17 protein-coding genes are annotated in these 21,628 nt (G+C 71.7%); 11 read left to right on the forward strand and 6 right to left on the reverse strand.

The features are described from left to right. Positions 1–40: 40 nt before the first annotated feature. The gene (locus tag M6G08_RS17095) at positions 41–1,171 is read right to left on the reverse strand and encodes a DNA methyltransferase (RefSeq protein ID WP_272588014.1); all 1,131 of its coding nucleotides are present in this window, start codon (positions 1,169–1,171) and stop codon (positions 41–43) included. Between the two features lie 30 nt (positions 1,172–1,201). Here M6G08_RS17095 and M6G08_RS17100 point away from each other — a divergent pair, with 30 nt between their 5' ends. Further along, positions 1,202–1,504, forward strand: a complete 303-nt coding sequence (locus tag M6G08_RS17100) for a helix-turn-helix domain-containing protein (RefSeq protein ID WP_272588015.1) — start codon at positions 1,202–1,204, stop codon at positions 1,502–1,504. Here the strand turns inward: M6G08_RS17100 and M6G08_RS35995 are convergent. Then, positions 1,415–2,236 (reverse strand): endonuclease domain-containing protein, encoded by an 822-nt coding sequence (locus M6G08_RS35995; RefSeq protein ID WP_443048827.1) that lies wholly within the window; start codon positions 2,234–2,236, stop codon positions 1,415–1,417. The genes M6G08_RS17100 and M6G08_RS35995 overlap by 90 nt on opposite strands. Between M6G08_RS35995 and M6G08_RS17105 the strand changes: the two genes are divergently transcribed. From M6G08_RS17105 to M6G08_RS17135, 7 genes are all read left to right on the forward strand, one after another. After that, entirely contained in the window at positions 2,209–2,907 is a 699-nt protein-coding gene (locus tag M6G08_RS17105) for a DUF4192 family protein (RefSeq protein ID WP_443048828.1), read from the forward strand. The genes M6G08_RS35995 and M6G08_RS17105 overlap by 28 nt on opposite strands. Before the next feature lie 741 nt (positions 2,908–3,648). Beyond that, on the forward strand, positions 3,649–5,568 hold the full coding sequence (locus M6G08_RS17110) for a glycogen debranching N-terminal domain-containing protein (RefSeq protein WP_272588016.1): 1,920 nt from the start codon (positions 3,649–3,651) through the stop codon (positions 5,566–5,568). A 130-nt stretch (positions 5,569–5,698) separates the two neighbouring features. Beyond that, a complete protein-coding gene (locus M6G08_RS17115) occupies positions 5,699–6,457 on the forward strand; it encodes an NUDIX hydrolase (RefSeq protein ID WP_272588017.1) in 759 nt (252 codons plus the stop codon). Positions 6,458–6,581: 124 nt separating this feature from the next. Beyond that, positions 6,582–8,990: an ATP-binding cassette domain-containing protein gene (locus M6G08_RS17120; protein ID WP_272588018.1), complete on the forward strand. Its 2,409-nt coding sequence runs from the start codon at positions 6,582–6,584 to the stop codon at positions 8,988–8,990. 161 nt (positions 8,991–9,151) lie between these two features. Then, entirely contained in the window at positions 9,152–10,039 is an 888-nt protein-coding gene (whiH, locus tag M6G08_RS17125; RefSeq protein ID WP_272588019.1) for a sporulation transcriptional regulator WhiH, read from the forward strand. A 439-nt stretch (positions 10,040–10,478) separates the two neighbouring features. Further along, positions 10,479–12,017, forward strand: a complete 1,539-nt coding sequence (locus M6G08_RS17130) for an RNA polymerase sigma factor (RefSeq protein WP_272588020.1) — start codon at positions 10,479–10,481, stop codon at positions 12,015–12,017. 133 nt (positions 12,018–12,150) lie between these two features. Then, complete coding sequence (locus M6G08_RS17135) at positions 12,151–13,008, forward strand: S1 family peptidase (RefSeq protein WP_272588021.1); 858 nt, start codon at positions 12,151–12,153, stop codon at positions 13,006–13,008. A 111-nt stretch (positions 13,009–13,119) separates the two neighbouring features. Here the strand turns inward: M6G08_RS17135 and M6G08_RS17140 are convergent, their stop codons facing one another. Next, on the reverse strand, positions 13,120–13,350 hold the full coding sequence (locus M6G08_RS17140; protein ID WP_019325822.1) for a DUF7455 domain-containing protein: 231 nt from the start codon (positions 13,348–13,350) through the stop codon (positions 13,120–13,122). Between the two features lie 440 nt (positions 13,351–13,790). Here M6G08_RS17140 and M6G08_RS17145 point away from each other — a divergent pair, with 440 nt between their 5' ends. The 3 genes from M6G08_RS17145 (at position 13,791) to M6G08_RS17155 (ending at position 18,126) form a co-directional block, all read left to right on the forward strand. Continuing rightward, on the forward strand, positions 13,791–15,917 hold the full coding sequence (locus M6G08_RS17145; protein ID WP_272588022.1) for a DNA gyrase/topoisomerase IV subunit B: 2,127 nt from the start codon (positions 13,791–13,793) through the stop codon (positions 15,915–15,917). A gap of 113 nt (positions 15,918–16,030) precedes the next feature. Next, complete coding sequence (locus tag M6G08_RS17150) at positions 16,031–16,537, forward strand: DUF485 domain-containing protein (protein WP_272588023.1); 507 nt, start codon at positions 16,031–16,033, stop codon at positions 16,535–16,537. Then, positions 16,534–18,126 carry a monocarboxylic acid transporter gene (locus M6G08_RS17155; protein ID WP_272588024.1) on the forward strand — a complete coding sequence of 531 codons (1,593 nt, stop codon included), beginning with the start codon at positions 16,534–16,536 and terminating at the stop codon, positions 18,124–18,126. The genes M6G08_RS17150 and M6G08_RS17155 overlap by 4 nt, the downstream gene beginning before the upstream one ends. Before the next feature lie 21 nt (positions 18,127–18,147). Here the strand turns inward: M6G08_RS17155 and M6G08_RS17160 are convergent, their stop codons facing one another. The 3 genes from M6G08_RS17160 to M6G08_RS17170 all read right to left on the reverse strand — a co-directional run bounded on the left by M6G08_RS17160 (position 18,148) and on the right by M6G08_RS17170 (position 21,614). Next, positions 18,148–18,828: a response regulator gene (locus M6G08_RS17160; RefSeq protein WP_272588025.1), complete on the reverse strand. Its 681-nt coding sequence runs from the start codon at positions 18,826–18,828 to the stop codon at positions 18,148–18,150. Then, positions 18,825–20,540 (reverse strand): ATP-binding protein, encoded by a 1,716-nt coding sequence (locus tag M6G08_RS17165; protein ID WP_272588026.1) that lies wholly within the window; start codon positions 20,538–20,540, stop codon positions 18,825–18,827. Before M6G08_RS17165 ends, M6G08_RS17160 begins: the two co-directional genes overlap by 4 nt. 129 nt (positions 20,541–20,669) lie before the next feature. Continuing rightward, on the reverse strand, positions 20,670–21,614 hold the full coding sequence (locus M6G08_RS17170; protein WP_272588027.1) for a ferredoxin family protein: 945 nt from the start codon (positions 21,612–21,614) through the stop codon (positions 20,670–20,672). Between the last annotated feature and the right edge of the window lie 14 nt (positions 21,615–21,628).

Consider the following 21,628-nt stretch of genomic DNA (forward strand, 5'->3'; position numbering starts at 1 on the left):
AATCCGTCACGTAGTTGTGAGAAGTAACTGGGTTACCCGATCATCGGACAAGTCCGATCAACTCGGCGACAAGATCGATCTCATCGACGGCGGAGCCCGCTTTGCCGAACTGCTGGGCCTGACGTGCGCGCTTGGGCGGAGTGCCTGCTTGGCGAACCTCCTTGACGACCCACCCGGCCTTCGCTTCCCTCACGGAGGCCAGAAGCATCTGTTCCGGGTCGGTACGTGCAGAGGGCAGGGCGCCGAAGCGGATGGCGAGCCGGGCACCTTGGTGGCAGCGTCGGGCAGTGGCAGCCCACACTTCGGCCAGGGCCTGGATGAACGCCTCCTGGTTCGGCTGACGGGCGATCTGCCCGTGCGTACCGTAGGGGACCTCCGGAGGACCGCCGAGGAACCACGAGCGCAGCCACTGGTCCGCCACGTAGGTGCGCATGCCGTAGTACGGGGGAGAGGTGACTACCAGGTCGAACTTCTGGCGCAGGCCGTTGAGGATTTCGACGGAGTCACCGAGGTAGACCTTCCCGCCATGGGCGAGAGGGGCCGCCTCTAGTAGGCGTTTGGCCCGCCGCTCGATGACCTCCAGGGCCGGGATGCGCACCGGCTTCATGTCGCGCTTGGACCAGAACTTCACCGCGTAGGCAGGCTTGGAGGCGTAGGTACGCGGCATCTGGTTCGACAGGTATGACGGGAGGTTCTTATTGCGCGGGCCGTGCAGAATGCCCAGCATGACCGCCCGCAGCATCGCCGCCGTCGGCGTGGTCATCTCCAGCAGGGCCTCGCGCAGAGTCACAAGCTCGCGCAGCGTCTCGCGCTCGAAGCACCACTGCCAAAAATCGCCCTCGGGTTCCTCGCCCCGTACGCCGCCGTCGAGGATCTGCCGAGCGAGCCTGACCACGGCGGCGGGTGTGACCTGGATGAGCTTGGCCTGGGCTATGGCGGCGGCCACCGGGTTGATGTCGATGCCCACCGACGGCAGTCCGGCTAGGCGTGCGGCGTATAGCGTGGTGCCCCGCCCGCAGAACGGGTCCAGCACTCGGGTGCCCTGAGGGTGGGCGGCAAGTTGCTGAAGCGGGAAGTCCAACGGGAACATCGTGTAGTACGGGCAGACGGCGTTCAGCCGCAGCACATCTTCGGGCCAGCTATAGGAAGGGGCCGCCGCGGTCACCGTCATGGGTGTAATGCTACAGGTATAGTTACACCCATGGCACGAAGGAGGCTCGATCCCGCCGCCCAGCGCCGCGGGCAGGTGCTCGCCTCCCGCCTGACGCAGGCCCGCCGTTCCTCTGGACGATCAGCCGAGGCTGTGGCTCGCAGCGCCGGCATCTCCGTCGAAACCGTGCGCAGCATCGAGAAGGGCCGCACAGCTACGCCGGAATTCTTCACCGTTGCTGCCTTGGCCACTGAGCTGGGGCTATCACTGGACGAGCTGTACACCTTCACCCGCCGTGACTCCGCCCACGACGCCCAAGCGCCCGTCGACCCAAGCGTCAGATCCTCTAGCTGAACCCTCCGACCGGCAGGAGCTTGCGTCCCCAGCGGTCCTGTAGCTCACCGTAACCTCCGGGGAGTCGACGTCGCCGTGGAACTGCACACGCCGGCTCCTCCAGTCTTCGAGGAGAGGGATAGGGGCGTTTCCGGGCTGCGCCAGGTAGGTGCCTTCATACCACCCGAGCGCGTGTCGGTTACAGGCGATGCACAGCATCCCTCGCACGCAGCCCTGGCAGTAGTTATTGGGGCTGTGTCCTCTTGTGCAGTCGTGCGCATGGTCGAGCTGCCAGCCCCTCTGTCCTGGGTCCGATGCTCCGCAAAGGCAGAGGCCGCCTTGAAGAGCCAGGATTGCGTCGCGGGAAAACTGGGAAATGCCCCGGCCGTAGTGCACGTTGCACAGGCCGCGCGAGTGGGACGCAGCCTCGCAGTCTCCGTACCGGCAGGTCGGTCCCCATTCCGCCTGTGACTTCCATCCCCGTATGGGGGTGAGCGGCTTACCATCCGACCACTGCTGGTAGTGAGTGGCGCAATAACCACCGGAGGAGTGCGGGCGGTCGCACGGTGGGGCGTCGAACTGACACTTGGTGTACAGACCCGCGGGTAGCTTTGCCTTGATGGGTCTAAGGGGGAGTCCCTGACGCGCTTGGTCGTAGTGCGACCTGCACAACGGCACGCCCGCTGACCGGGCCCGGAAGGGGCGTCCGCAGCCTTGGAAACTGCATGCTTCCGCGTTCTGGCCCACCGCCACCCCAGCCCGTCCCCGGTTCGATCACCAGACTTGACGGAACCTACCGCACCAGCTGTGGCCTCGGCGGCTATTTGACGCCTGGTACTCAATTGCTTGCCGTATGTGCCTCAGACGCATGCCGGGTAACTCCGACAACCGAGTTAGTGCAGAGAAGGTCCACGGGCGACGAACTGGAGGCCCGTGAGGCCCTGGCCATGGCGCTCGGCGCGGATCCCGACTACCTCTTCGCCCGGCTCCTGCACCAGGCGTGCAACGAGGGGCTCGACCCGGAGTCGGTCCGTCGCTGTCTGCGTGCGGAGCGCGGGGGCCGGGAGGCCCCGAAGGGCGGCGTGCCGGACGGCGGGAAGCAAGCCGCCGGGGCAGCGGAACGTGAGCCGGCCGACCCCTCCCCGGCAGTGCGGCCACCCCTCGGCCGACGGAGTCGCACGCGCTCCGGCGTGACGGCCGACGGAGTCCCCCGTCGGCCGAGGGCGGCGCGTGGCCGCGAGCCGGGTGCGAAACTCGTGCGGCCTCGCACTCCGGCGTCGGGCGAGCGCCCGGGTCCCGCGCGGACGAGCCGTGCGCGTTCGCGGGCCGCGGAGGGGGAGGGCGTGGGCCGGACGGGCGCCTGCGCTGGTGGCGCACGCACGGGAGACCACGGGCCGAAGGGGGCGGCGAGCGACTCCGAATGAGCACAGGGCGGGACGGCACCAGGCCGACGGTGGGCGCCGGGGCGGCGCCGGACCGCCGGTGGGCAGCCCGGCAGCGCTGTGCCGCCGTCCCTGGCCGCCGTTCGCCGGCCGTTCCTTCTGGCTGCCCTCTCCCGGCCACCGTCCCTGGACCGTCGACCCTCGGCCGCGCTCCATGGCCGTGGTCCTTCCGGTGTGCTCCTCGGCCGTGGTCGATCGGCGAGGACCAGGCACCGTGGCCCCGGAGGCGGTACGTGGACCGCGTGCCTCCGGGCCCCGGGGCCTCCCGCCCCCGAGCGTGACCTGGAAGTCCCCCCTTCCGTTCACCTGAGTGGCCGAACGCCCGGACGGGCCGGGGCACCGCACCGCCAGTTTCGAAACCACCGCCACGGCGTCGCTCCGTTCGAGGGCGTCGAGCAGAGAGGGAGGTCTCCCATGCACCAGCCGACCCCGTCCTCGTCCGCCGTCACGGACCTCGGCGTGAGCGGCCGGCGGGGCACCGCGGTGCCGTCACTCGCCGGGCCCGCGGCGCCGGTCAGAAGAGGCGGCCCGGGGCCGGGGCGGAATCCTGGCGGACCGGCTGCTGCCCGGGTCGGGCCGCCGTCGGCACCGTCGGTCTCCCGGCCCGGTGGGGAGCCGACGGGCACCGGCCTCTCGGGCGTTGCCGCGGACCGTCCCCCTGCCCGGCGTACACCGCCCGGAAAGCCACACAGGCCCGGGGAGTTGCCGCCCACCCACAGCACCATGATCGGCGTGGCGCTCCCCGGCCTCGTGATCTCCACGGAGCAGGGCCAGCTGAACGGCCTGGGCCTGGAGGGGTTCTACCGCGCGGGCCGACGCCTGCTGTCCCGGTGCCGCCTTCGCGTGGCCGGACGTGAACCGCTCCCGTCCCAGGCCCGGATGACCGGCGCCGACGGTACTCGCTTCGTCGCCACGATTCGGACAGCCTCCGCGCCGGGACCGGATCCGGACGTGATGGTCGAGCGCACCCGCCACGCCGACGGCACGGAGCGGATCACGCTGCGCAGTTGGGCGTCCGTCCCGCTGCGCCTGCCGGTCGAGGTGATGCTCGGGACCGACCTGGCCGACCTGGGAGCGATCGCCGCGGGCGAAGCGGGGCCCGACCTGCCGGCCACCGTGCACGGCTCCGGGCTGCGGTGGACCCGCGGCACGGGCGGCGCGTCGGTCATGGCGGTCCCACCGCCCGCCGAGGCACTGGCCTCCGCGGGACTGCTGCGATGGGAGTTCGTGCTGCCCGCGGGCGGCAGCGCCGCCGTCGAACTGCGCGTACGGCCGGACGGCGCAGGGCCGCTCCGGGCAGTGGGCCGCACGGCGGCCGATCCGCTGGCCTCCGCACACGCCATCGGTGACGACCCCGGGGTCTCCGCTCTCCTGCGGACCAGCATCGAGGACCTCAGGGGCCTCCTGGTGCGCGACCCCGCGCATCCCGCCGACGTCCACCTGGTCGCCGGCGTCCCCTGGCGCTGCGGTCCGGCCCCCGCCGAGGCCCTCGCCGCCGCCCGGATGACACTCCCCCTCGGCACCCGGCTCGCCGCGGGTACCTTGCGCGCCCTCGCCCGCACCCAGCGGTCCGGCCCCGGACCGCGGTCCGGCATGATCCCCGGACCCGGGCGCGGCACCGGCCCGCACCTGCCGCCGGGCTGTACAGGTACGGAGGCCACCCTGCTCTTTCCCGTGCTCCTCGCGGAGGCCCGGCGCTGGGGGCTCGGGGCGCACGAGACGCAGGAGCTGCTGCCCGCCGCCGAGAGGTGTCTGACCTGGCTGCGGGCCACCGTGGGCGACGGCACGTACCTGCCTGACCCGCACCCCCAGGGCCCCGTCCGCTGCGCGACCCAGGCCCAGGCTCACCGCGCCGCCCTGCTCGGCGCCGAGCTGCTCGACGACTTCGGCAGGCCGGGCGGCGCCTGGTTGCGGGAGTGGGCCCAGCGGCTGCGCACGGCGTTCCGGCGAGACTTCTGGATCGACGACGCGACGGGCGGAAGACCCGCGGCGGCCCGTACCCCGGACGGACGCCTCGTGCCGCACCTGAGCGCGGCCGCCGCCCACCTCCTGGACACCGGGCTGCTGGGCGGGGGCACAGTCGCACCAGGCCTGCTCGACCCGGTCCGCACCGGCCGACTCGCCCGGTTGCTGGGCAACCCGGTCATGGACTCGGGCTGGGGGCTGCGTGGCCTGGCTGCCACGGAGGCGGGATACAACCCCTTCGGGCATCGCGCGGGGGCCGTGCACGTGCAGGAGACGGCGATGGCGGTTGCGGGTCTGGCCGCCGCCGGTCACGACAAGGAAGCAGGCTCGCTGCTGCGCGGTGTACTGGCCGCGGCCGACGCCTTCGGGCACCGCCTGCCGGAGATGTTCGCGGGGGAGCAGCGCACCGACACGAGCGCTCCGCTGCCGCACCCGGCGGCCTGCCGCCCCGCCGCCACCGCGGCAGCCGCGGGAGTGCTGATGCTGACCACGCTCGCGGGCATCCGTCCCGACGCCCCGGCCGGTACCGTCACCCTGCGTCCCGTACGCAGCGCGCCCCTGGGGGAGCTCGGTCTGACCGGACTGAGGGTGGCGGGGGAGCCCTTCTCCGTGCGGGTCAGCCGACTCGGCCTGGCCATGGTGGAGGAGGCCGCCGACGGGCTGCGTCTAGGGGCTTGACCAGGTTGGACCCTCCCTCGCCCGACACAGGGAGCAGACGGTGCCAAGACGGTTCGACGGTGGCGGACCAGCCGTCGATGCGGCCGGTGAGGGGAGTGTTTATCGTCAGGCAGACGACTATGATCGCCGCATGCCCTACGACCCGTCAGCCTTTCCGCCCTTCGCCGTCACTGTGGACCTGGTCGTACTGACCGTACGTCGCCATTCCCTGTGCGCGCTGGCGGTGCGCAGGGGCGAGCCTCCGTTCCAGGGCCGCTGGGCGCTGCCCGGTGGCTTCGTACGGGCCGGTGAGGACCTGGCGCAGGCGGCGGCGCGGGAGCTGGCCGAGGAGACGGGGCTCTGCGTCCACGACCCCGCCGCGCCCACTCAGGACAACGGCGCCCACCTGGAGCAGCTCGCGACGTACGGCGACCCCGAGCGGGACCCCCGCATGCGGGTGGTGAGCGTCGCCCACCTCGCACTCGCCCCGGACCTGCCCGCGCCCCGGGCGGGCGGTGACGCCAGCAACGCACGCTGGGCGCCGGTCGAGGAGTTGCTCGAGCAGGCAGGTCACGGTCGCGAGGGCGCACCGCCGGCCCCCCTCGCCTTCGACCACACCCAGATCCTGGCGGACGGCGTGGAGCGAGCCCGCTCCAAGATCGAGTACTCGTCGCTGGCCACCGCCTTCTGCCCGCCGGAGTTCACCGTCGGCGAGCTGCGCCGCGTCTACGAGGCGGTGTGGAGCGTGGCGCTCGACCCACGCAATTTCCACCGCAAGGTGACGGGCACCCCGGGCTTCCTTGTCCCCACCGGCGGGACGACCACCCGCCAGGGCGGCCGACCCGCCCAGCTCTTCCGGGCCGGCGGCGCCACTCTCCTCAACCCCCCGATGCTCCGTCCCGAGGTGTGAGGCCGCTGCGGGAAGGGATCCCGGAGCGAACGGAGAACAAGGAAGCGACGAGGTCCGGCCTCCCGCACCCCGGTGGGTCGCACGATGCCCGAAAAACCGGATATGACACGCTATCTTGCTGCGGGTGATCGAGGCCTTCGGACTGACCAGCAACCCCCGCAAGGAGTTCCCGCCCGCCGTCGACGACGTCTCCTTCGAGGCGTGCGCGGGCCGCGTCACCGCACTGCTCGGAGCATCGGGCGCCGGCAAGACGACAGTGCTCAGACTCATGCTCGAACTCCAGCGCGGCCGTGGCCTCACTTATTTCAGAGGCCGCCCACTGCACCGCATCGCCCATCCCGCGCGGGAGGTCGGCACAGTGCTGGGGGAGGTGCCGGGGCATCCGGCCCGCACGGTTCGCGGCCATCTGCGCATGCTCTGCGCGGCGGCCGGAGTTCCCGTCCGGCGGGCCGACGAAGTCCTCGAGTCGGTCGGTCTCGTCGGTCTGCGCGATGAACGCCTGGGCACCCTCTCCCGCGGCATGGACCGACGTCTCGGCCTGGCTTGCGCACTGCTGCCCGACCCGCACACCCTGGTGCTCGACGACCCGGCCGGCGCACTGTCCGCCCGTGAGGCCGCCTGGGTGCACGCCACGCTGCGCGCGCACGCGTCCCACGGAGGGACCGTCCTGTTCAGCACGGCCGATCCCAAGGAGGCCGCGCGGACCGCCGATCACGTCGTGACGCTGGAGCGGGGCAGGGTCGTCGCCGACCAGGAAGCGGCGGAGTTCTCTCGCACTCGGCTGCGTCCCCGCGTCGCCGTGCGCACTCCGCATGCCGCCCGACTGGGCGCAGTCCTGGTCAAAGAGGCCCGTGCGGGCCGACGTTCCGTCGAGGTGGTGCGCGAGGGCGGCAACCGTCTGGCGGTGTACGGCAGTACGTGCGCCGACATCGGTGACACCGCGTTCCGGCACAGGATTCTCGTGCACCAACTGGCCGACGAGGTGGGCGACATGGGGCCGGGAGCCGGCACGGAGTCCGGGCCCCGGCGGCACGGGACCGGGAGCCGCGGTGAAGGGGACGCCGAGCGCGCGCCCGCTCCACCCCGGGGCGAGATTCCCCGACCGTCCGGCGACTCCAGGTCGTCTGCCGAGCCCAGGCCCTCGGCAGGCGCCGCGGCGCAGTCGGTCCCCGGTAAGGCGCTTCCCGGCGCAGACGCCCCGCGGCCGCCGGCGGAACCGACGACGCCCGGTACCGCCGCCGAAGCGCCGCCGGCTGTCGCGGCGTTGTCGGTGGCCGACAACTCCGGGGAATCGGCGACAGGCCCCGTCGGCGAGGGTTTGCCGGAGGCGGCCGGGGACGGGACACCGTCGGCAGGCGCCGACACTGAGGCACTGCCGACGGCCGCCGGCCCCGGGGCACCGTCGCCAGGCGCCGCCCTGCAGTCCCTGCCAGCCGCCGCTGAGCCCCGGGCAGGCGCCCCCCGGTCGGCCCCGGACGGCCCCGGACCGGGACCCGATGCCGCCCCCCACTCGTCCGGCGCCCATGAAACCGCCGACACCGACGGCCAAGCCTCCCCGGCCCCGCACGCGGCCACCGACACTCCCGCGCCCCGCGACCCCGACCCCCGCACACCGGACGCCCGCACGCCGGTCCCCCGCTCCACCCGGCCCGACCTCACCGGTCCCCGGGCGTCCCCGCGCCGCCACGCCTCCCTCACCCCCGCACCGGCCCACACCCGGGAGACGGCCTCCCCACTGCCGCCCCCCGTCACCGTCCGCGCCGCCCCCAGCCCTCTGCGACCGCTCCGCTACGAGCTCCGCCGCGCGGCCGGCATCAGGACCGGCCTCGTCACCGGCGCCGTCGTCCTCGTGCTCTCCGTCCTCACCGCCGTCGTCCTGGCGCGAGTCGGCCACACACCGCAGCCACGCCTGCTGGCCGCGTGGCCGCAAGAGCTCCCGCTGCCGCCCGCGGCGCTCGGCGCGGGACTGCTCGGAGCGCTCGCCTCCGGCGACGAGTTCCGCCACCCCGCGCTGGCGGCGGACCGCGGCGCCGTCCCCCGGCGCCTGGGGCTGCTGACCGCGAAACTCCTCGTCTCCGCGGCCACCGCGCTGGTGCTGGCCCTTCTCACCGTGGGCTGCAACGCCGAAGTGCTCCACCTGTTCTACGGACCGGAACTCGCCGGCGTTCCCGCCGACTGGCCCGCACTGGCCGCCGGTTGGCTCGCCCTTGTCGTCGGATGCGGCTGGGCGGGCGTGCTCGCCGCCGGTGTCTTCCGGTCCACCACGGCCGGGCTGGCCGCGGTGGTCGCCGTACCCGTACTCATCGTGCCGCTCGTACAGAGGGTCTGGGACGGCCCGTCCGTGCGGACCGCCGCCGGTCTCCCGATGCGGACGCGGGAGCTCCTCCTGACGACGTGGCCCTTCGGCGGCGAGCGGTATGTGGCCGAAGTGCTGCGCATGATCGCCCAACCCGTCGGCAGCGCACTGGCGTTGTCCGTGACCGCTCTGCTCTGCGCATATCTGCTCATGACCCTGCGCAGCAGACCCCAATGACATCCGCCGCACCCTTCCGGTCCGACCGTGCGCGCAACTCCCCGGGGAAAGCCCATTTCTTTCCGATAAGGCGTCAATTGCGACGGGGTGAGCGATCACCCTTTCGTGTGCTTTTCACCAAAGACCTCAAGGGAGTTGGGAACGACGCCGACAAAGGATGCGTGACTACCCTTGCGCACTCCATGATGACCGCCGCCCGCTCCGCCGACTCCGGCCTCACCAACCCGGGCGAACTCGACCGCTACCCCTACGCCGAGACGCCCGCCGTCGACCGCGTCGGGGCGCCCGCCTGGGAAGGGGTGGAGACCGAGCTGGGCCGCGTGGGCCGTCGCGCCACGGGAAGCCGTGGGCGCGGACTGCACGGGCAACTCGTCCAGCAGCTGGGACAGATGATCGTTTCCGGCGACCTGGGTGCCGACCGTCCACTGGTGCCCGAGGAGATCGGCCAGCGTTTCGAGGTGTCCCGCACCGTGGTACGCGAGTCCCTCCGTGTCCTGGAGGCCAAGGGCCTGGTCAGCGCACGCCCGAACGTCGGCACCCGCGTGCGCCCCGTCAGTGACTGGAACCTGCTCGACCCGGACATCATCGAATGGCGCGCCTTCGGGCCGCAGCGCGACGACCAGCGCCGCGAGCTCGGTGAGCTGCGCTCGACGATCGAACCGCTCGCCGCGCGCCTGGCCGCCGGGCACGGGCGCGAGGAGGTGCAGCAGCGCCTGTCCGACATGGTCGGGATCATGGGGCACGCCATGCAGCAGGGCGACGCCCTGACCTTCTCGCGTGCCGATGCCGAGTTCCACACGCTCCTCATCCAGATCGCGGGCAACCGCATGCTGGACCACCTGTCCGGAATCGTCTCCGCGGCCCTGCACGTCTCCGGCGGCCCGGTCACCGGCTGTGACCGGCCGAACGACGTCTCCCTGGCGCAGCACGGGAGGATCGTCGACGCCCTCGCCACCGGGGACGGAGCGGCGGCCGAGGCGGCCATGCGCCAGCTCCTGACCGTCCACCCGGAGGTGGAGCGCGTGGTGCCCGCCCCGCGCGAGCACTGACTGCCTTCCGCCGGGCCGGCGCGGGCCGGACATGCCAGACCCCTCCTATGGCAGTGGCCGGCCGGTTCGCCGCCACCCCGGACCCCGTGGAATCCGTCGCGATCCCACGGGGTCCGACGGGGTCCGACGGTGCGATGAGAGGCTGAGCCTTCCGGTTGGGCCGGGTCGGAGTACTCAAGTGACCCCTTTTATTCGCGTATGACCGGTTTTGAACGCTTACGGGGTGTGACTCGGGCCACGCGGATTGGGCGTAACGCTCGTGGGAACAACGCGATGACCTAAGAGGTGACAGCCGCGGAGGGAATACGGGCGCCGTTTACGGCGCTGTGCAACTCCCCGGCCTCCGCCCGCGCCGTCGGCCCATTCCAAGCCGGCGGTCGGCCCCTGTCCGCCGTGGACGAGGCCGGAAGCCGTTTTCCAACGTTCCGAGAGGTTGTTCGTGTCGGCCAGCACATCCCGTACGCTCCCGCCGGAGATCGCCGAGTCCGTCTCTGTCATGGCGCTCATTGAGCGGGGAAAGGCTGAGGGGCAGATCGCCGGCGACGACGTGCGTCGGGCCTTCGAAGCTGACCAGATTCCGGCCACTCAGTGGAAGAACGTACTGCGCAGCCTCAACCAGATCCTCGAGGAAGAGGGTGTGACGCTGATGGTCAGTGCCGCGGAGCCCAAGCGCACCCGTAAGAGCGTCGCAGCGAAGAGTCCCGCCAAGCGGACCGCCACCAAGACGGTCGCGGCGAAGCCGGTGACCAGCAGGAAGGCCACGGCGCCCGCAGCCCCGGCCGCGCCTGCCGCCGGAGCCGTCGCCGAGGATGAGGCTCAGGAGCCGGTCAAGAAGACGGCTGCCAAGAAGACGACCGCGAAGAAGGCGGCCGCCAAGAAGACGACCGCCAAGAAGACGGCGGCCAAGAAGACCACCGCCAAGAAGGACGACGCCGAGCTTCTCGAGGACGAGGCGATCGAGGAGCCGAAGGCCGCGGCGGAGGAGCCCGAGGGCACCGAGAACGCGGGCTTCGTGCTGTCCGACGACGACGAGGACGACGCTCCCGCCCAGCAGGTCGCGGCGGCCGGCGCCACCGCCGACCCGGTCAAGGACTACCTCAAGCAGATCGGCAAGGTCCCCCTGCTCAACGCCGAGCAGGAGGTCGAGCTCGCCAAGCGCATCGAGGCGGGTCTGTTCGCCGAGGACAAGCTGGCGAACTCCGACAAGCTCGCCCCCAAGCTCAAGCGCGAGCTGGAGATCATCGCCGAGGACGGCCGCCGCGCCAAGAACCACCTCCTGGAGGCCAACCTCCGCCTGGTGGTCTCCCTGGCCAAGCGCTACACCGGTCGCGGCATGCTCTTCCTGGACCTCATCCAGGAGGGCAACCTCGGTCTGATCCGCGCGGTGGAGAAGTTCGACTACACCAAGGGCTACAAGTTCTCCACGTACGCCACCTGGTGGATCCGCCAGGCGATCACCCGCGCGATGGCCGACCAGGCCCGCACCATCCGTATCCCGGTGCACATGGTCGAGGTCATCAACAAGCTCGCGCGTGTGCAGCGCCAGATGCTCCAGGACCTGGGTCGCGAGCCCACCCCGGAGGAGCTGGCCAAGGAACTCGACATGACCCCGGAGAAGGTCATCGAGGTCCAGAAGTACGGCCGCGAGCCCATCTCCCTGCACACCCCGCTGGGCGAGGACGGCGACAGCGAGTTCGGTGACCTCATCGAGGACTCCGAGGCGGTCGTCCCGGCCGACGCGGTCAGCTTCACGCTGCTGCAGGAGCAGCTGCACTCGGTCCTCGACACCCTGTCCGAGCGCGAGGCGGGCGTCGTGTCCATGCGCTTCGGCCTCACCGACGGTCAGCCGAAGACCCTCGACGAGATCGGCAAGGTGTACGGCGTCACGCGTGAGCGGATCCGTCAGATCGAGTCGAAGACGATGTCGAAGCTGCGTCACCCGTCGCGCTCCCAGGTGCTGCGCGACTACCTCGACTAGACCGAGGTAGTAGAACGACGAGGCCCGGTTCCACCAGGTGGGGAGCCGGGCCTTCGCCTTGCGCAGCGGGTGCGCGCGGAGGCGGGCTGGATCACTCTGAGTGTTCCATCATCACCAGGAGTGAGGAGCCCGCATGCGTCGCCTCTTTGCCCGGGCACTGGCCCGGCCGCTGGTCCTGGCGGCCGCGGCGACCGCGATACCGCTCGCGTCCGCCGCGCCCGCATCCGCCGACAGTATCGTCGTCGGTGGCTTTCCGGTCGAAGTGTCCGAAAGCCCGTGGGCCGTCGCCCTGTCCAGTCGTGACCGGTTCGGAGGTACGCGGGCGGGACAATTCTGCGGGGGAGTGGCCGTCGGCCGCACCACCGTCCTCACGGCGGCCCACTGCCTGGCGAAGGAGGTTCTCGGCTCGCCGCCCGAGCAGGTACGCGACCTGAAGGTCATCGCCGGCCGCACCGACCTGCTCTCCGACGAGGGACGGGAGATTCCCGTCCGCGACGTCTGGGTGAACCCGGCGCACGACGACATCAGCAACGCCGGCGACTTCGCGGTGCTCACCCTGTCGGAAGCCCTGCCCACCGGCTCCGCCATAGGGATGGCGGCAGAGGGGGACGCCGTCTACGGACCCGACACGGGCGCACTCGTCTATGGATGGGGTGACACCTCGGGGGCCGGGGACTACGCCACCAGCCTGCGGGCGGCGCGCGTACGGGTACTGCCCGACGCGGCGTGCGAGCGGGCGTACCCGGGGAGCGACGACGGACGCTATCTCGCGGGCACCATGCTCTGTGCCGGTGAGGACGCAGGCGGCCGCGATGCCTGTCAGGGGGACAGCGGTGGACCACTGGTCGCCCGGGGGAGGCTCATCGGACTCGTGTCCTGGGGGAGTGGCTGCGGGCGCCCGGGCAGTCCCGGGGTGTACACACGCGTCTCCGCCGTGTTGACGACGCTGGGATGGGACAAGCCGGCCGCGCGGCAGTCCGAGGGTGCCTGACGGCCTCCTGAGGCCCGCCGGGCACGCGCACGGGCGGCCGCCCCTCGGCTGGAGGGGCGGCCGCCCGTTGACCGGCTTGTGCCGGATCGGCTCGTCGTCGGGCGCGTCGCGTCAGCGCTCTTCCTCGGAGGAGGATCCCGGAACGGCGGTGAGCCGCTCCGTCTCGTCCTGTATCTCAGCGGCGATCTTCTTGAGTTCCGGCTCGAACTTGCGCCCGTGGTGGGCGCAGAAGAGCAGTTCTCCGCCGCTCAGCAGGACGACGCGCAGGTATGCCTGGGCGCCGCAGCGGTCGCAGCGATCAGCGGCCGTCAGCGGGCTTGCGGAAGTCAGAACAGTAGTCACGTCGCCTCTTCTCTAGCTCGACGAGCTGTCGTACCAGGGTCAACATCCAACCAGCCCCAAAACGTTCCCGCTCGTGGCTTTTCCTCGAAAAAAATTTCCGAGGGGCCGGCTGTTGCCGGTTGGCGGCGAATGTGCCGTATTGCGTGTCTGTGTGTCGTACGGGTTCGCGCAGTCGGTCAGTGTCGGTCCCGCCGGCTGGGTTGCCGGTTTGTTCATGAGGACGTGCCCGGAGCCTAAATGGTTCATGCCTCGATGGGAACGTGATGTGTACTTCACCCCATCGAGGGATCGAACAAGCATGCGACGCTCGACTAGGGTGAGTCTTCGACGAGGGTGGCGTTACAACGGCTCTACCAGGCCTCGGTACCCTCTGACCGGTGAACCGAGCCGCGCCCTTACCCAGCGGGGCCCCATCTGAAATTCAGCGAGGAGCGAACCGCGTGACCGCCGAGACATCCGTGCCGTCCACTGCGCTGCTGGCAGGAGCAGACCGGGACGGATCCAACTACACCGCGCGGCACCTGCTCGTCCTCGAGGGTCTCGAGGCCGTGCGCAAGCGTCCGGGCATGTACATCGGATCGACCGACAGCCGTGGCCTGATGCACTGCCTGTGGGAGATCATCGACAACTCCGTCGACGAGGCCCTCGGAGGCTACTGCGACCACATCGAGGTGATCCTCCACGACGACGCCTCGGTCGAGGTCCGGGACAACGGCCGGGGCATCCCGGTCGACGTCGAGCCGAAGACCGGCCTGTCCGGCGTCGAGGTCGTGATGACCAAGTTGCACGCCGGAGGCAAGTTCGGCGGCGGCTCCTACGCCGCCTCCGGCGGTCTGCACGGCGTCGGTGCCTCCGTGGTGAACGCCCTGTCCAGCCGGCTGGACATCGAGGTGGACCGCGACGGGTACACGCACGCCATCAGCTTCCGGCGCGGCGTCCCCGGCGCGTTCACGGGGGCGGGCCCGGAGGCCGAGTTCGAGGCCAAGAGCGGACTGCGCAAGACCAAGAAGAAGATGCCCAAGACCCGCAGCGGCACGCGCGTGCGGTACTGGGCCGACCGGCAGATCTTCCTGAAGGACGCCAAGCTCTCCCTGGACAACCTGCACCAGCGGGCCCGCCAGACCGCCTTCCTGGTCCCGGGGCTGACCATCGTCGTCCGGGACGAGTTCGGTCTCGGCGACGGCGGCAGCAAGGGCGAGGAGTCCTTCCGCTTCGACGGCGGCATCAGCGAGTTCTGCGAGTTCCTGGCCAGTGACAGGCCCGTCTGCGACGTCCTCCGCTTCAGTGGACAGGGCAGCTTCAAGGAGACGGTCCCCGTCCTCGACGAGCACGGCCAGATGACGCCCACCGAGGTCACGCGCGAGCTCGGCGTCGACGTCGCGATGCGCTGGGGCACCGGGTACGACACCACCCTCAAGTCATTCGTCAACATCATCGCCACGCCCAAGGGCGGCACCCACGTCGCCGGCTTCGAGCAGGCGGTGGCCAGGACGATGAACGAGGCGCTGCGGGCCAAGAAGCTCCTGCGGGTGGCCGAGGACGACATCGTCAAGGACGACGCCCTGGAGGGCCTCACGGCGGTCGTGACGGTCCGGCTCGCCGAGCCGCAGTTCGAGGGGCAGACCAAGGAGGTCCTCGGCACCTCGGCGGCCCGCCGCATCGTGAACAACGTCATCAGCAAGGAACTGAAGGCGTTCCTGACCTCCACCAAGCGTGACGCGGCCCAGCAGGCCCGGGTGGTCATGGAGAAGGCCGTCGCGGCGGCCCGCACCCGCATCGCGGCCCGCCAGCACAAGGACGCCCAGCGCCGCAAGACGGCCCTGGAGTCGTCCTCGCTGCCCGCCAAGCTCGCCGACTGCCGCAGCGACGACGTCGACCGCAGCGAGCTGTTCATCGTCGAGGGAGACTCCGCGCTGGGCACGGCGAAGCTCGCCAGGAACTCCGAGTTCCAGGCGCTGCTGCCGATCCGCGGCAAGATCCTCAACGTCCAGAAGTCGTCCGTGACCGACATGCTGAAGAACGCCGAGTGCGGCGCGATCATCCAGGTCATAGGAGCCGGTTCGGGCCGTACCTTCGACATCGACGCGGCCCGCTACGGCAAGATCATCATGATGACCGACGCCGATGTGGACGGGTCCCACATCCGCACTCTCCTGCTGACCCTGTTCCACCGCTACATGCGGCCCATGGTGGAGTCGGGCCGGGTCTTCGCCGCGGTGCCCCCGCTGCACCGCGTCGAGCTCATCCAGCCCAAGAAGGGCCAGGACAAGTACGTCTACACGTACTCGGACCGGGAGCTGCGGGACAAGCTCATGGAGTTCCAGAGCAAGGGCGTCCGGTACAAGGACTCCATCCAGCGCTACAAGGGCCTGGGCGAGATGGACGCCGACCAGCTGGCGGAGACGACGATGGACCCGCGGCGCCGTACCCTGCGCCGGATCAACCTCACCGATCTGGAATCCGCGGAGCAGGTCTTCGACCTGCTCATGGGCAACGACGTCGCTCCCCGCAAGGAGTTCATCTCCAGCTCGGCGGCGACGCTGGACCGGTCGCGCATCGACGCGTGACCGTGCGTGACGGATGCCTCCTGAGCCGGGGATCAGGAGGCACGGTCACCTGATGGGGTGAAGTGCCGAGGGAAGAAGAGTCAGGGATCTTCTCGTTCTGTCCATCCTTGGGCATGCAGTCAAGGAACCACCCGCCCCGCGCCGAGGCGTCCCGGAGTCCGGGCTACGACGACCCGTGGCACGACGCCCTCGCCTCCGGCTGGGGCGAGTCGGCCGGCGCCGGTGCCCCCGAGCCGGCGGCGGTGCCGCAGATGCGCGCGGACCCGGCCCCGCAACCGCCGCGGGCCGCGGCCGACGTCTACCTGGAGGTGCAGCGCAGCGCGGCCTTCCAGGAGGTCCGCAGCCGCTACCGGCGGTTCGTGGTGCCGGCGGTGGCCGCGTCCCTCGCCTGGTACGTCGCGTACGTGGTGACCGCCACCGCGGCGCCCGCGCTGATGGCCCGGCCGGTGGCGGGGGCGGTCAACGTCGCGATGCTCGCCGGGCTCGGCCAGTTCCTCACCACCTTCCTGCTCACCTGGGCGTACGCCCGGCACGCGAGGCTGCGCCGGGACCGGGCCGCGCTCGAACTGCGCTGGGACACGCAGGAACTGACACGCGGTGTGCGGGGCGATGCGTCGTGACCGGTGACCACCAGACGCTGGCGCTGCTGCTGTTCAGCACCTTCGTAGCCGTCACACTGGGCATCACGACGTGGGTGAGCCGTCACCGGCACGGCTCGGCGGAGGACTTCTACGCGGGCGGCCGATTGTTCTCCCCGATGGAGAATGGTTTTGCCATCGCCGGCGACTACATGTCGGCGGCCTCCTTCCTCGGTATCTCGGGTGTCATCGCGCTCTACGGCTACGACGGCATGCTCTACTCCGTGGGCTTCCTGGTCGCCTGGCTCGTCGTGCTGTTCCTCGTCGCGGAACTGGTGCGCAACTGCGGGAGGTACACCCTCGCGGACGTCGTGGCGGCACGGATGCGCGAGCGGCCGGTCCGGATCGCCGCCGGAACGTCCTCCGTCACCGTGTCCGTCATGTACCTGGTGGCACAGATGGTGGGCGCCGGCAGCCTGGTCGCCCTGCTGCTCGGCGGCACGGGCGAGGCGGCGCGCACCTGGACCGTCATCGGCGTCGGCGCCCTGATGGTGATCTACGTGTCGCTGGGCGGAATGCGGGCCACCACCTGGATCCAGATCGTGAAGGCGGTGCTGCTGCTCGGCGGTACCGTGGCCCTGACCACGCTGGTGCTGGTGCGCTTCCACGGCGACGTCGACCGGCTGCTGCGCACGGCGGCCGAGCGCAGCGGCCACGGCGAGGCGTTCCTCGCACCCGGTCTGGCGTACGGCGGGGACTGGACCTCGCGCTTCGACTTCATCAGCCTGGGACTCGCCCTGGTGCTGGGCACGGCGGGGCTTCCGCACATCCTGTCCCGCTTCTACACGGTGCCCACCGCCCGGGCCGCGAGGCGGTCGGTCGTCTGGTCGATCGGCCTCATCGGAGGCTTCTACCTGATGACGATCGTGCTCGGCTTCGGCGCGGCGGCCCTGGTCGGGACGGACGCCGTACGGGCCTCGAACGCGGCCGGGAACACGGCGGTCCCCCTGCTCGCCCTGAACCTGGGCGGCGGCGCGGGGTCCACCGGAGGCGCGGTGCTGTTCGCGGTCGTGGCCGCAGTCGCCTTCGCCACCATCCTCGCGGTGGTCGCGGGCATCACCCTGGCCTCCTCGGCGTCCGTGGCCCACGACCTGTACGCGTCCCTGCGACGCCGGGACGCCAAGCCGCGCAGCGAGGTCGCCGTGGCGCGTGTCGCAGCCGTCGCCATCGGCGCGGTCGCGATCGCGCTCGGCCTGCTCGCCCGCGACCTCAACGTCGCGTTCCTGGTGGGCCTCGCCTTCGCCGTCGCCGCGTCCGCAAACCTGCCGGTGCTGCTCTACTCGCTGTTCTGGCGCGGCTTCACCACGCGCGGCGCCGTGTGGGCCGTCTACGGCGGCCTCGTCCCCGCCGTGGTACTGGTCCTGCTGTCGCCCGTGGTGTCGGGCAGCCCGCATTCGCTGTTCCCGGGCGTCGACTTCCAGTACTTCCCGCTGCAGAACCCCGGTCTGGTGTCGATCCCGTTGGGCTTCCTGGCCGGCTGGATCGGCACGGTCACCTCGCCCGAGGTCCCGGACGAGGCCAAGCACGCCGAGACCGAGGTGCGGTCACTGACCGGGGCCGGGGCCGTGTAGGAGACGGCGGTGCGTCCCGCCTCAGGCGCGGGTCGCCCACGCGTAACGGTGCTCCGGCCGGCCCGCGTCGCCGTACTTGAGGGTCAGCGTGGCACGCCCGGTGCGCTCCAGGAGCTTCAGATAGCGCTGGGCGGTCTGGCGGCTCACCCCGGTCCGTTCGGCGATCTCCTGGGCGGAGAGGGCGCCGTCGGCCCTCATCAGGCACTGGCGCACCAGCTCGGCGGTGGTGGGGGAGTGCCCCTTGGGCAGTCCCGGCTCCGACGGCGCCGACAGGGCGCCGAAGATCCGGTCCACCTCCGCCTGCTCCGCCTCGCCCCCGCCGTCGAGTGTGCGCCGCAGCCGCGCGTACGCCTCCAGCTTGGCGCGCAGCCCCGCGAAGGCGAACGGCTTGACCAGGTACTGCAGCGCACCGTGACGCATCGCCGCCTGGACGGTGGACACGTCCCGCGCCGCCGTCACCATGATCACGTCGGTCTGGTGGCCGCGGCGCCGCATCTCCTGGACGACCTCCAGGCCGGTGCGGTCGGGCAGGTAGTGATCCAGCAGGATCAGGTCCACGCGGGGCAGCCTCTCCACGCTCCGAAGGGCCTCCAGCGCGCTGTGCGCCTGCCCGGCGACATGGAATCCCGGCACCTTCTCGACGTAGGCGGCGTTGACCCGCGCGACCCGCGTGTCGTCGTCCACGACCAGGACCTCGATCATCGGGACTCCTCCTCGGCAGCGGTGTTCACGTGGGCGGCGACCGCCGGGGCGGCGGGGACGGGCCGGTCGTCCGGCTGGGCCGGGAGCGGCTGGGCCGGGTCGCGTTCCGTCAGGGCCTCGGGCAGTACGACGACGAACTCCGCGCCACCGCCGTGTGCCTCGCCGACGGCGGCACTGCCGCCCTGGCGCTCGGCCAGCCTGCGCACCAGCGACAACCCGATGCCCCGCTGCCGGTGTGCCGGCGGCTCCTTGGTGGACCAGCCCGCCGTGAAGACGAGCTCGCGGTGCTCCGCGGGGATGCCGGGTCCGGTGTCGCGCACCCGGAGCGTGGCCGCGCGCCCCCGCGCTCGCAACTCGATCTCCACGCGCGCGTGCGGCGTACCCGCGACGGCGTCGAGCGCGTTGTCGACCAGGTTGCCGACGATGGTGACGAGCCCGCGGGAGTCGACCAGGCGGTCCGGCAGGCGCGTCCGCTCCGACACCCACAGGGCGACACCGCGTTCGGTCGCCACGGTCGCCTTGCCGACCAGCAGCGCGGCGAGGAGCGGGTCCTCGATCCGCTCGGTGATCTGCTCCGCGGTGACCCGGTGGTCGCCCACCACCTCGCCGACGAACTCCACGGCGTCGTCGTACATCTCCAGTTCCAGCAGTCCCAGCAGGGTGTGCATGCGGTTGGCGTGCTCGTGGTCCTGCGCGCGCAGGGCGTCGATCAGGCCGCGCGTCGAGTCCAGCTCCCTGCCGAGCTGTTCCAGCTCGGTGCGGTCGCGCAGGGTGGCGACGGCGCCTCCGTCGCCGGTCGGCATCCGGTTGGCGACGAGAACCCGCTGGCCGCGCACGGTCAGCAGGTCGGCCCCGGTCACCCGGCCGGCCAGGACGTCGGCCGTGCGTCCCGCGCCCAGCGCCTCGTCGGGGGAGTGGCCGACGGCCTCCCCGCCGATGCCCAGCAGGCGCTGCGCCTCGTCGTTGAGCAGGCGCACCCTGCCGCCGCGGTCCAGGGCGACGACGCCCTCCCTGATGCCGTGCAGCATCGCCTCGCGCTCCGCCAGCAGTCCCGCGATGTCCGAGAAGGCCAGGTCCCGGGTCTGCCGCTGCACCCGGCGCGAGATGAACCAGGCGGCCAGCGCGCCGACGGCGAGGGCCCCACCGGCGTACGCGAACAGCCCGGGGATGGCGTGGATCAGCCGCGCCCGGACACTGTCGTAGGCGATGCCGACCGACACCGCGCCGACCACGTCGCCCTCGTCGTCGCGCAGCGGCACCTTGCCGCGCGCGGAGCGGCCCAGCGTGCCGTCGTCGATCTCCATGACCTCGCGCCCGGCCAGCGCCTGCCCCGGATCGGTGGAGACGACCCCGCCCACCCGCTCCGGATCGGTGTGCGACCAGCGCACGCCCCGCCGGTCCATCACGACGACGTACTCCGCCCCCGTGGCCTCACGGATCCGCTCCGACTCCCGCTGCACCGGGCCGCTCGCGGTGGGTGCGGTGTCGCGCAGGTCCCGGACGATCTGGGGTTGCTGTGCGGTGGTCTGCGCGATCGCGAGGGCCCGGCGCATCGCCTGGTCGTCCAGCTGGTCGCCGAGCGGCGCCAGGAACAGGCCGGTCGCGAGCACGGCGACCCCCGCGGCGATCGCCAGCTGCATCAGCAGCACCTGCGAGAACACCCGCCGGGGCAGGCCGAGGCGCAGTCGGCGGGCGGGGGGAGCGGAACTCATACCCATGACGGTACGTGGGCGTGGCGACATGCCGTAGACGGGTGTGGCGCGGATCTCCCGAGCGCCTGACGTGCCGGGTCCCGGCAGAGCGCACCAGGTCGGCCGGTGTCCCGCGCTCCGGCCCGGGCGTCAGCCGGCGAGCGCCGCCGTCACGGACAGTGCGCGTACCCTCGTGACCTCCATCCGCGCGGGCGAGCCCAGGACCGACGCCGCGCAGCTCTCCTGGCGCGGCGGCCCCGCCGCGGCCTGCTCGACGGTGACCCGCCAGTGCCGGCCGTCGCTGTGGGCCACGGTCACCTCCCAGTGAGGCGCCGCACCGTCCGTCCGTACGACGTCCAGTGCCTGGGCCGCTGCCTCGCCGACGGCCTTGCGCACGGCCAGCTCGGCGGCCTGCCCCGGACGCTCCCACGCGGAGTTCCCGCGGCAGTCCTCGACCACGATCCGCCCCCGGCGCGCACCGCGCAGGATCTCCTCGACCGCGTGGCCCTGGACCCGTCCGTAGGCGTAGCCGTGCGGCAGCACCAGCACGGTCGGGGAGAAGCGGTGACCGCCCAGATGGGTGACCTCCCAGACGTCCCCGTCGCCGGAAGCGGCGAGTTCCGCCGCGAGCGGCCGGCCGAGGAGCGCGCAGCACCGGTCGCGCTTGCCGTTGGTGCAGACGAGGGCGAGCGGTTCGCCCAGGTGGGGCGCGCCTTCGAGTACCGAGTCGAAGGCGCGGCGGTCACCCTTGCCGAGCGCGGCGAAATCGAGGTCGAGCAGCCTACGGGAGTCGGTGAGCGTGGCGCCGTGCAACCACACGCTCCCGGGCACGGTGTGGGCCGCGTACACCCGGCGCTCGGCAAGGGTGTGGCGATCCGCGTGGCGCCCCGGCCTGCGGATCAGCGCGACGCGTACGCCCGTGCCCTTCACGGCCGCTTCCAGGGCGCGCCCCAGGGCGGGATCCAGGTGGCTCGACGTCAGCGCCTTGGCGCCCCACGGGCCGGGCTGCTCCAGCAGCAGCCAGGTCCTCGCGACGGGGGCGGTGCCCGCGACGGGTTCGTCGAGGTGCCGGGAAACGGATGAGCACGTACTCACAGAGGTGAGCCTAA

Origin of the sequence: Streptomyces sp. M92 (assembly GCF_028473745.1) — a bacterium.
Classification (GTDB): Bacteria; Actinomycetota; Actinomycetes; order Streptomycetales; family Streptomycetaceae; genus Streptomyces.

Bases quoted from the DNA above. Each gene is read 5' to 3' on its own strand.
- M6G08_RS17135 (WP_272588021.1), top strand. From the start codon at position 12,151: ATGCGTCGCCTCTTTGCCCGGGCACTGGCCCGGCCGCTGGTCCTGGCG.
- M6G08_RS17100 (WP_272588015.1), top strand. From the start codon at position 1,202: ATGGCACGAAGGAGGCTCGATCCCGCCGCCCAGCGCCGCGGGCAGGTG.
- M6G08_RS17150 (WP_272588023.1), top strand. From the start codon at position 16,031: ATGCAGTCAAGGAACCACCCGCCCCGCGCCGAGGCGTCCCGGAGTCCG.
- M6G08_RS17115 (WP_272588017.1), top strand. From the start codon at position 5,699: ATGCCCTACGACCCGTCAGCCTTTCCGCCCTTCGCCGTCACTGTGGAC.
- M6G08_RS17095 (WP_272588014.1), bottom strand. From the start codon at position 1,171: ATGACGGTGACCGCGGCGGCCCCTTCCTATAGCTGGCCCGAAGATGTG.
- M6G08_RS17160 (WP_272588025.1), bottom strand. From the start codon at position 18,828: ATGATCGAGGTCCTGGTCGTGGACGACGACACGCGGGTCGCGCGGGTC.
- M6G08_RS17165 (WP_272588026.1), bottom strand. From the start codon at position 20,540: ATGAGTTCCGCTCCCCCCGCCCGCCGACTGCGCCTCGGCCTGCCCCGG.
- M6G08_RS17105 (WP_443048828.1), top strand. From the start codon at position 2,209: ATGCTTCCGCGTTCTGGCCCACCGCCACCCCAGCCCGTCCCCGGTTCG.
- M6G08_RS17110 (WP_272588016.1), top strand. From the start codon at position 3,649: ATGATCGGCGTGGCGCTCCCCGGCCTCGTGATCTCCACGGAGCAGGGC.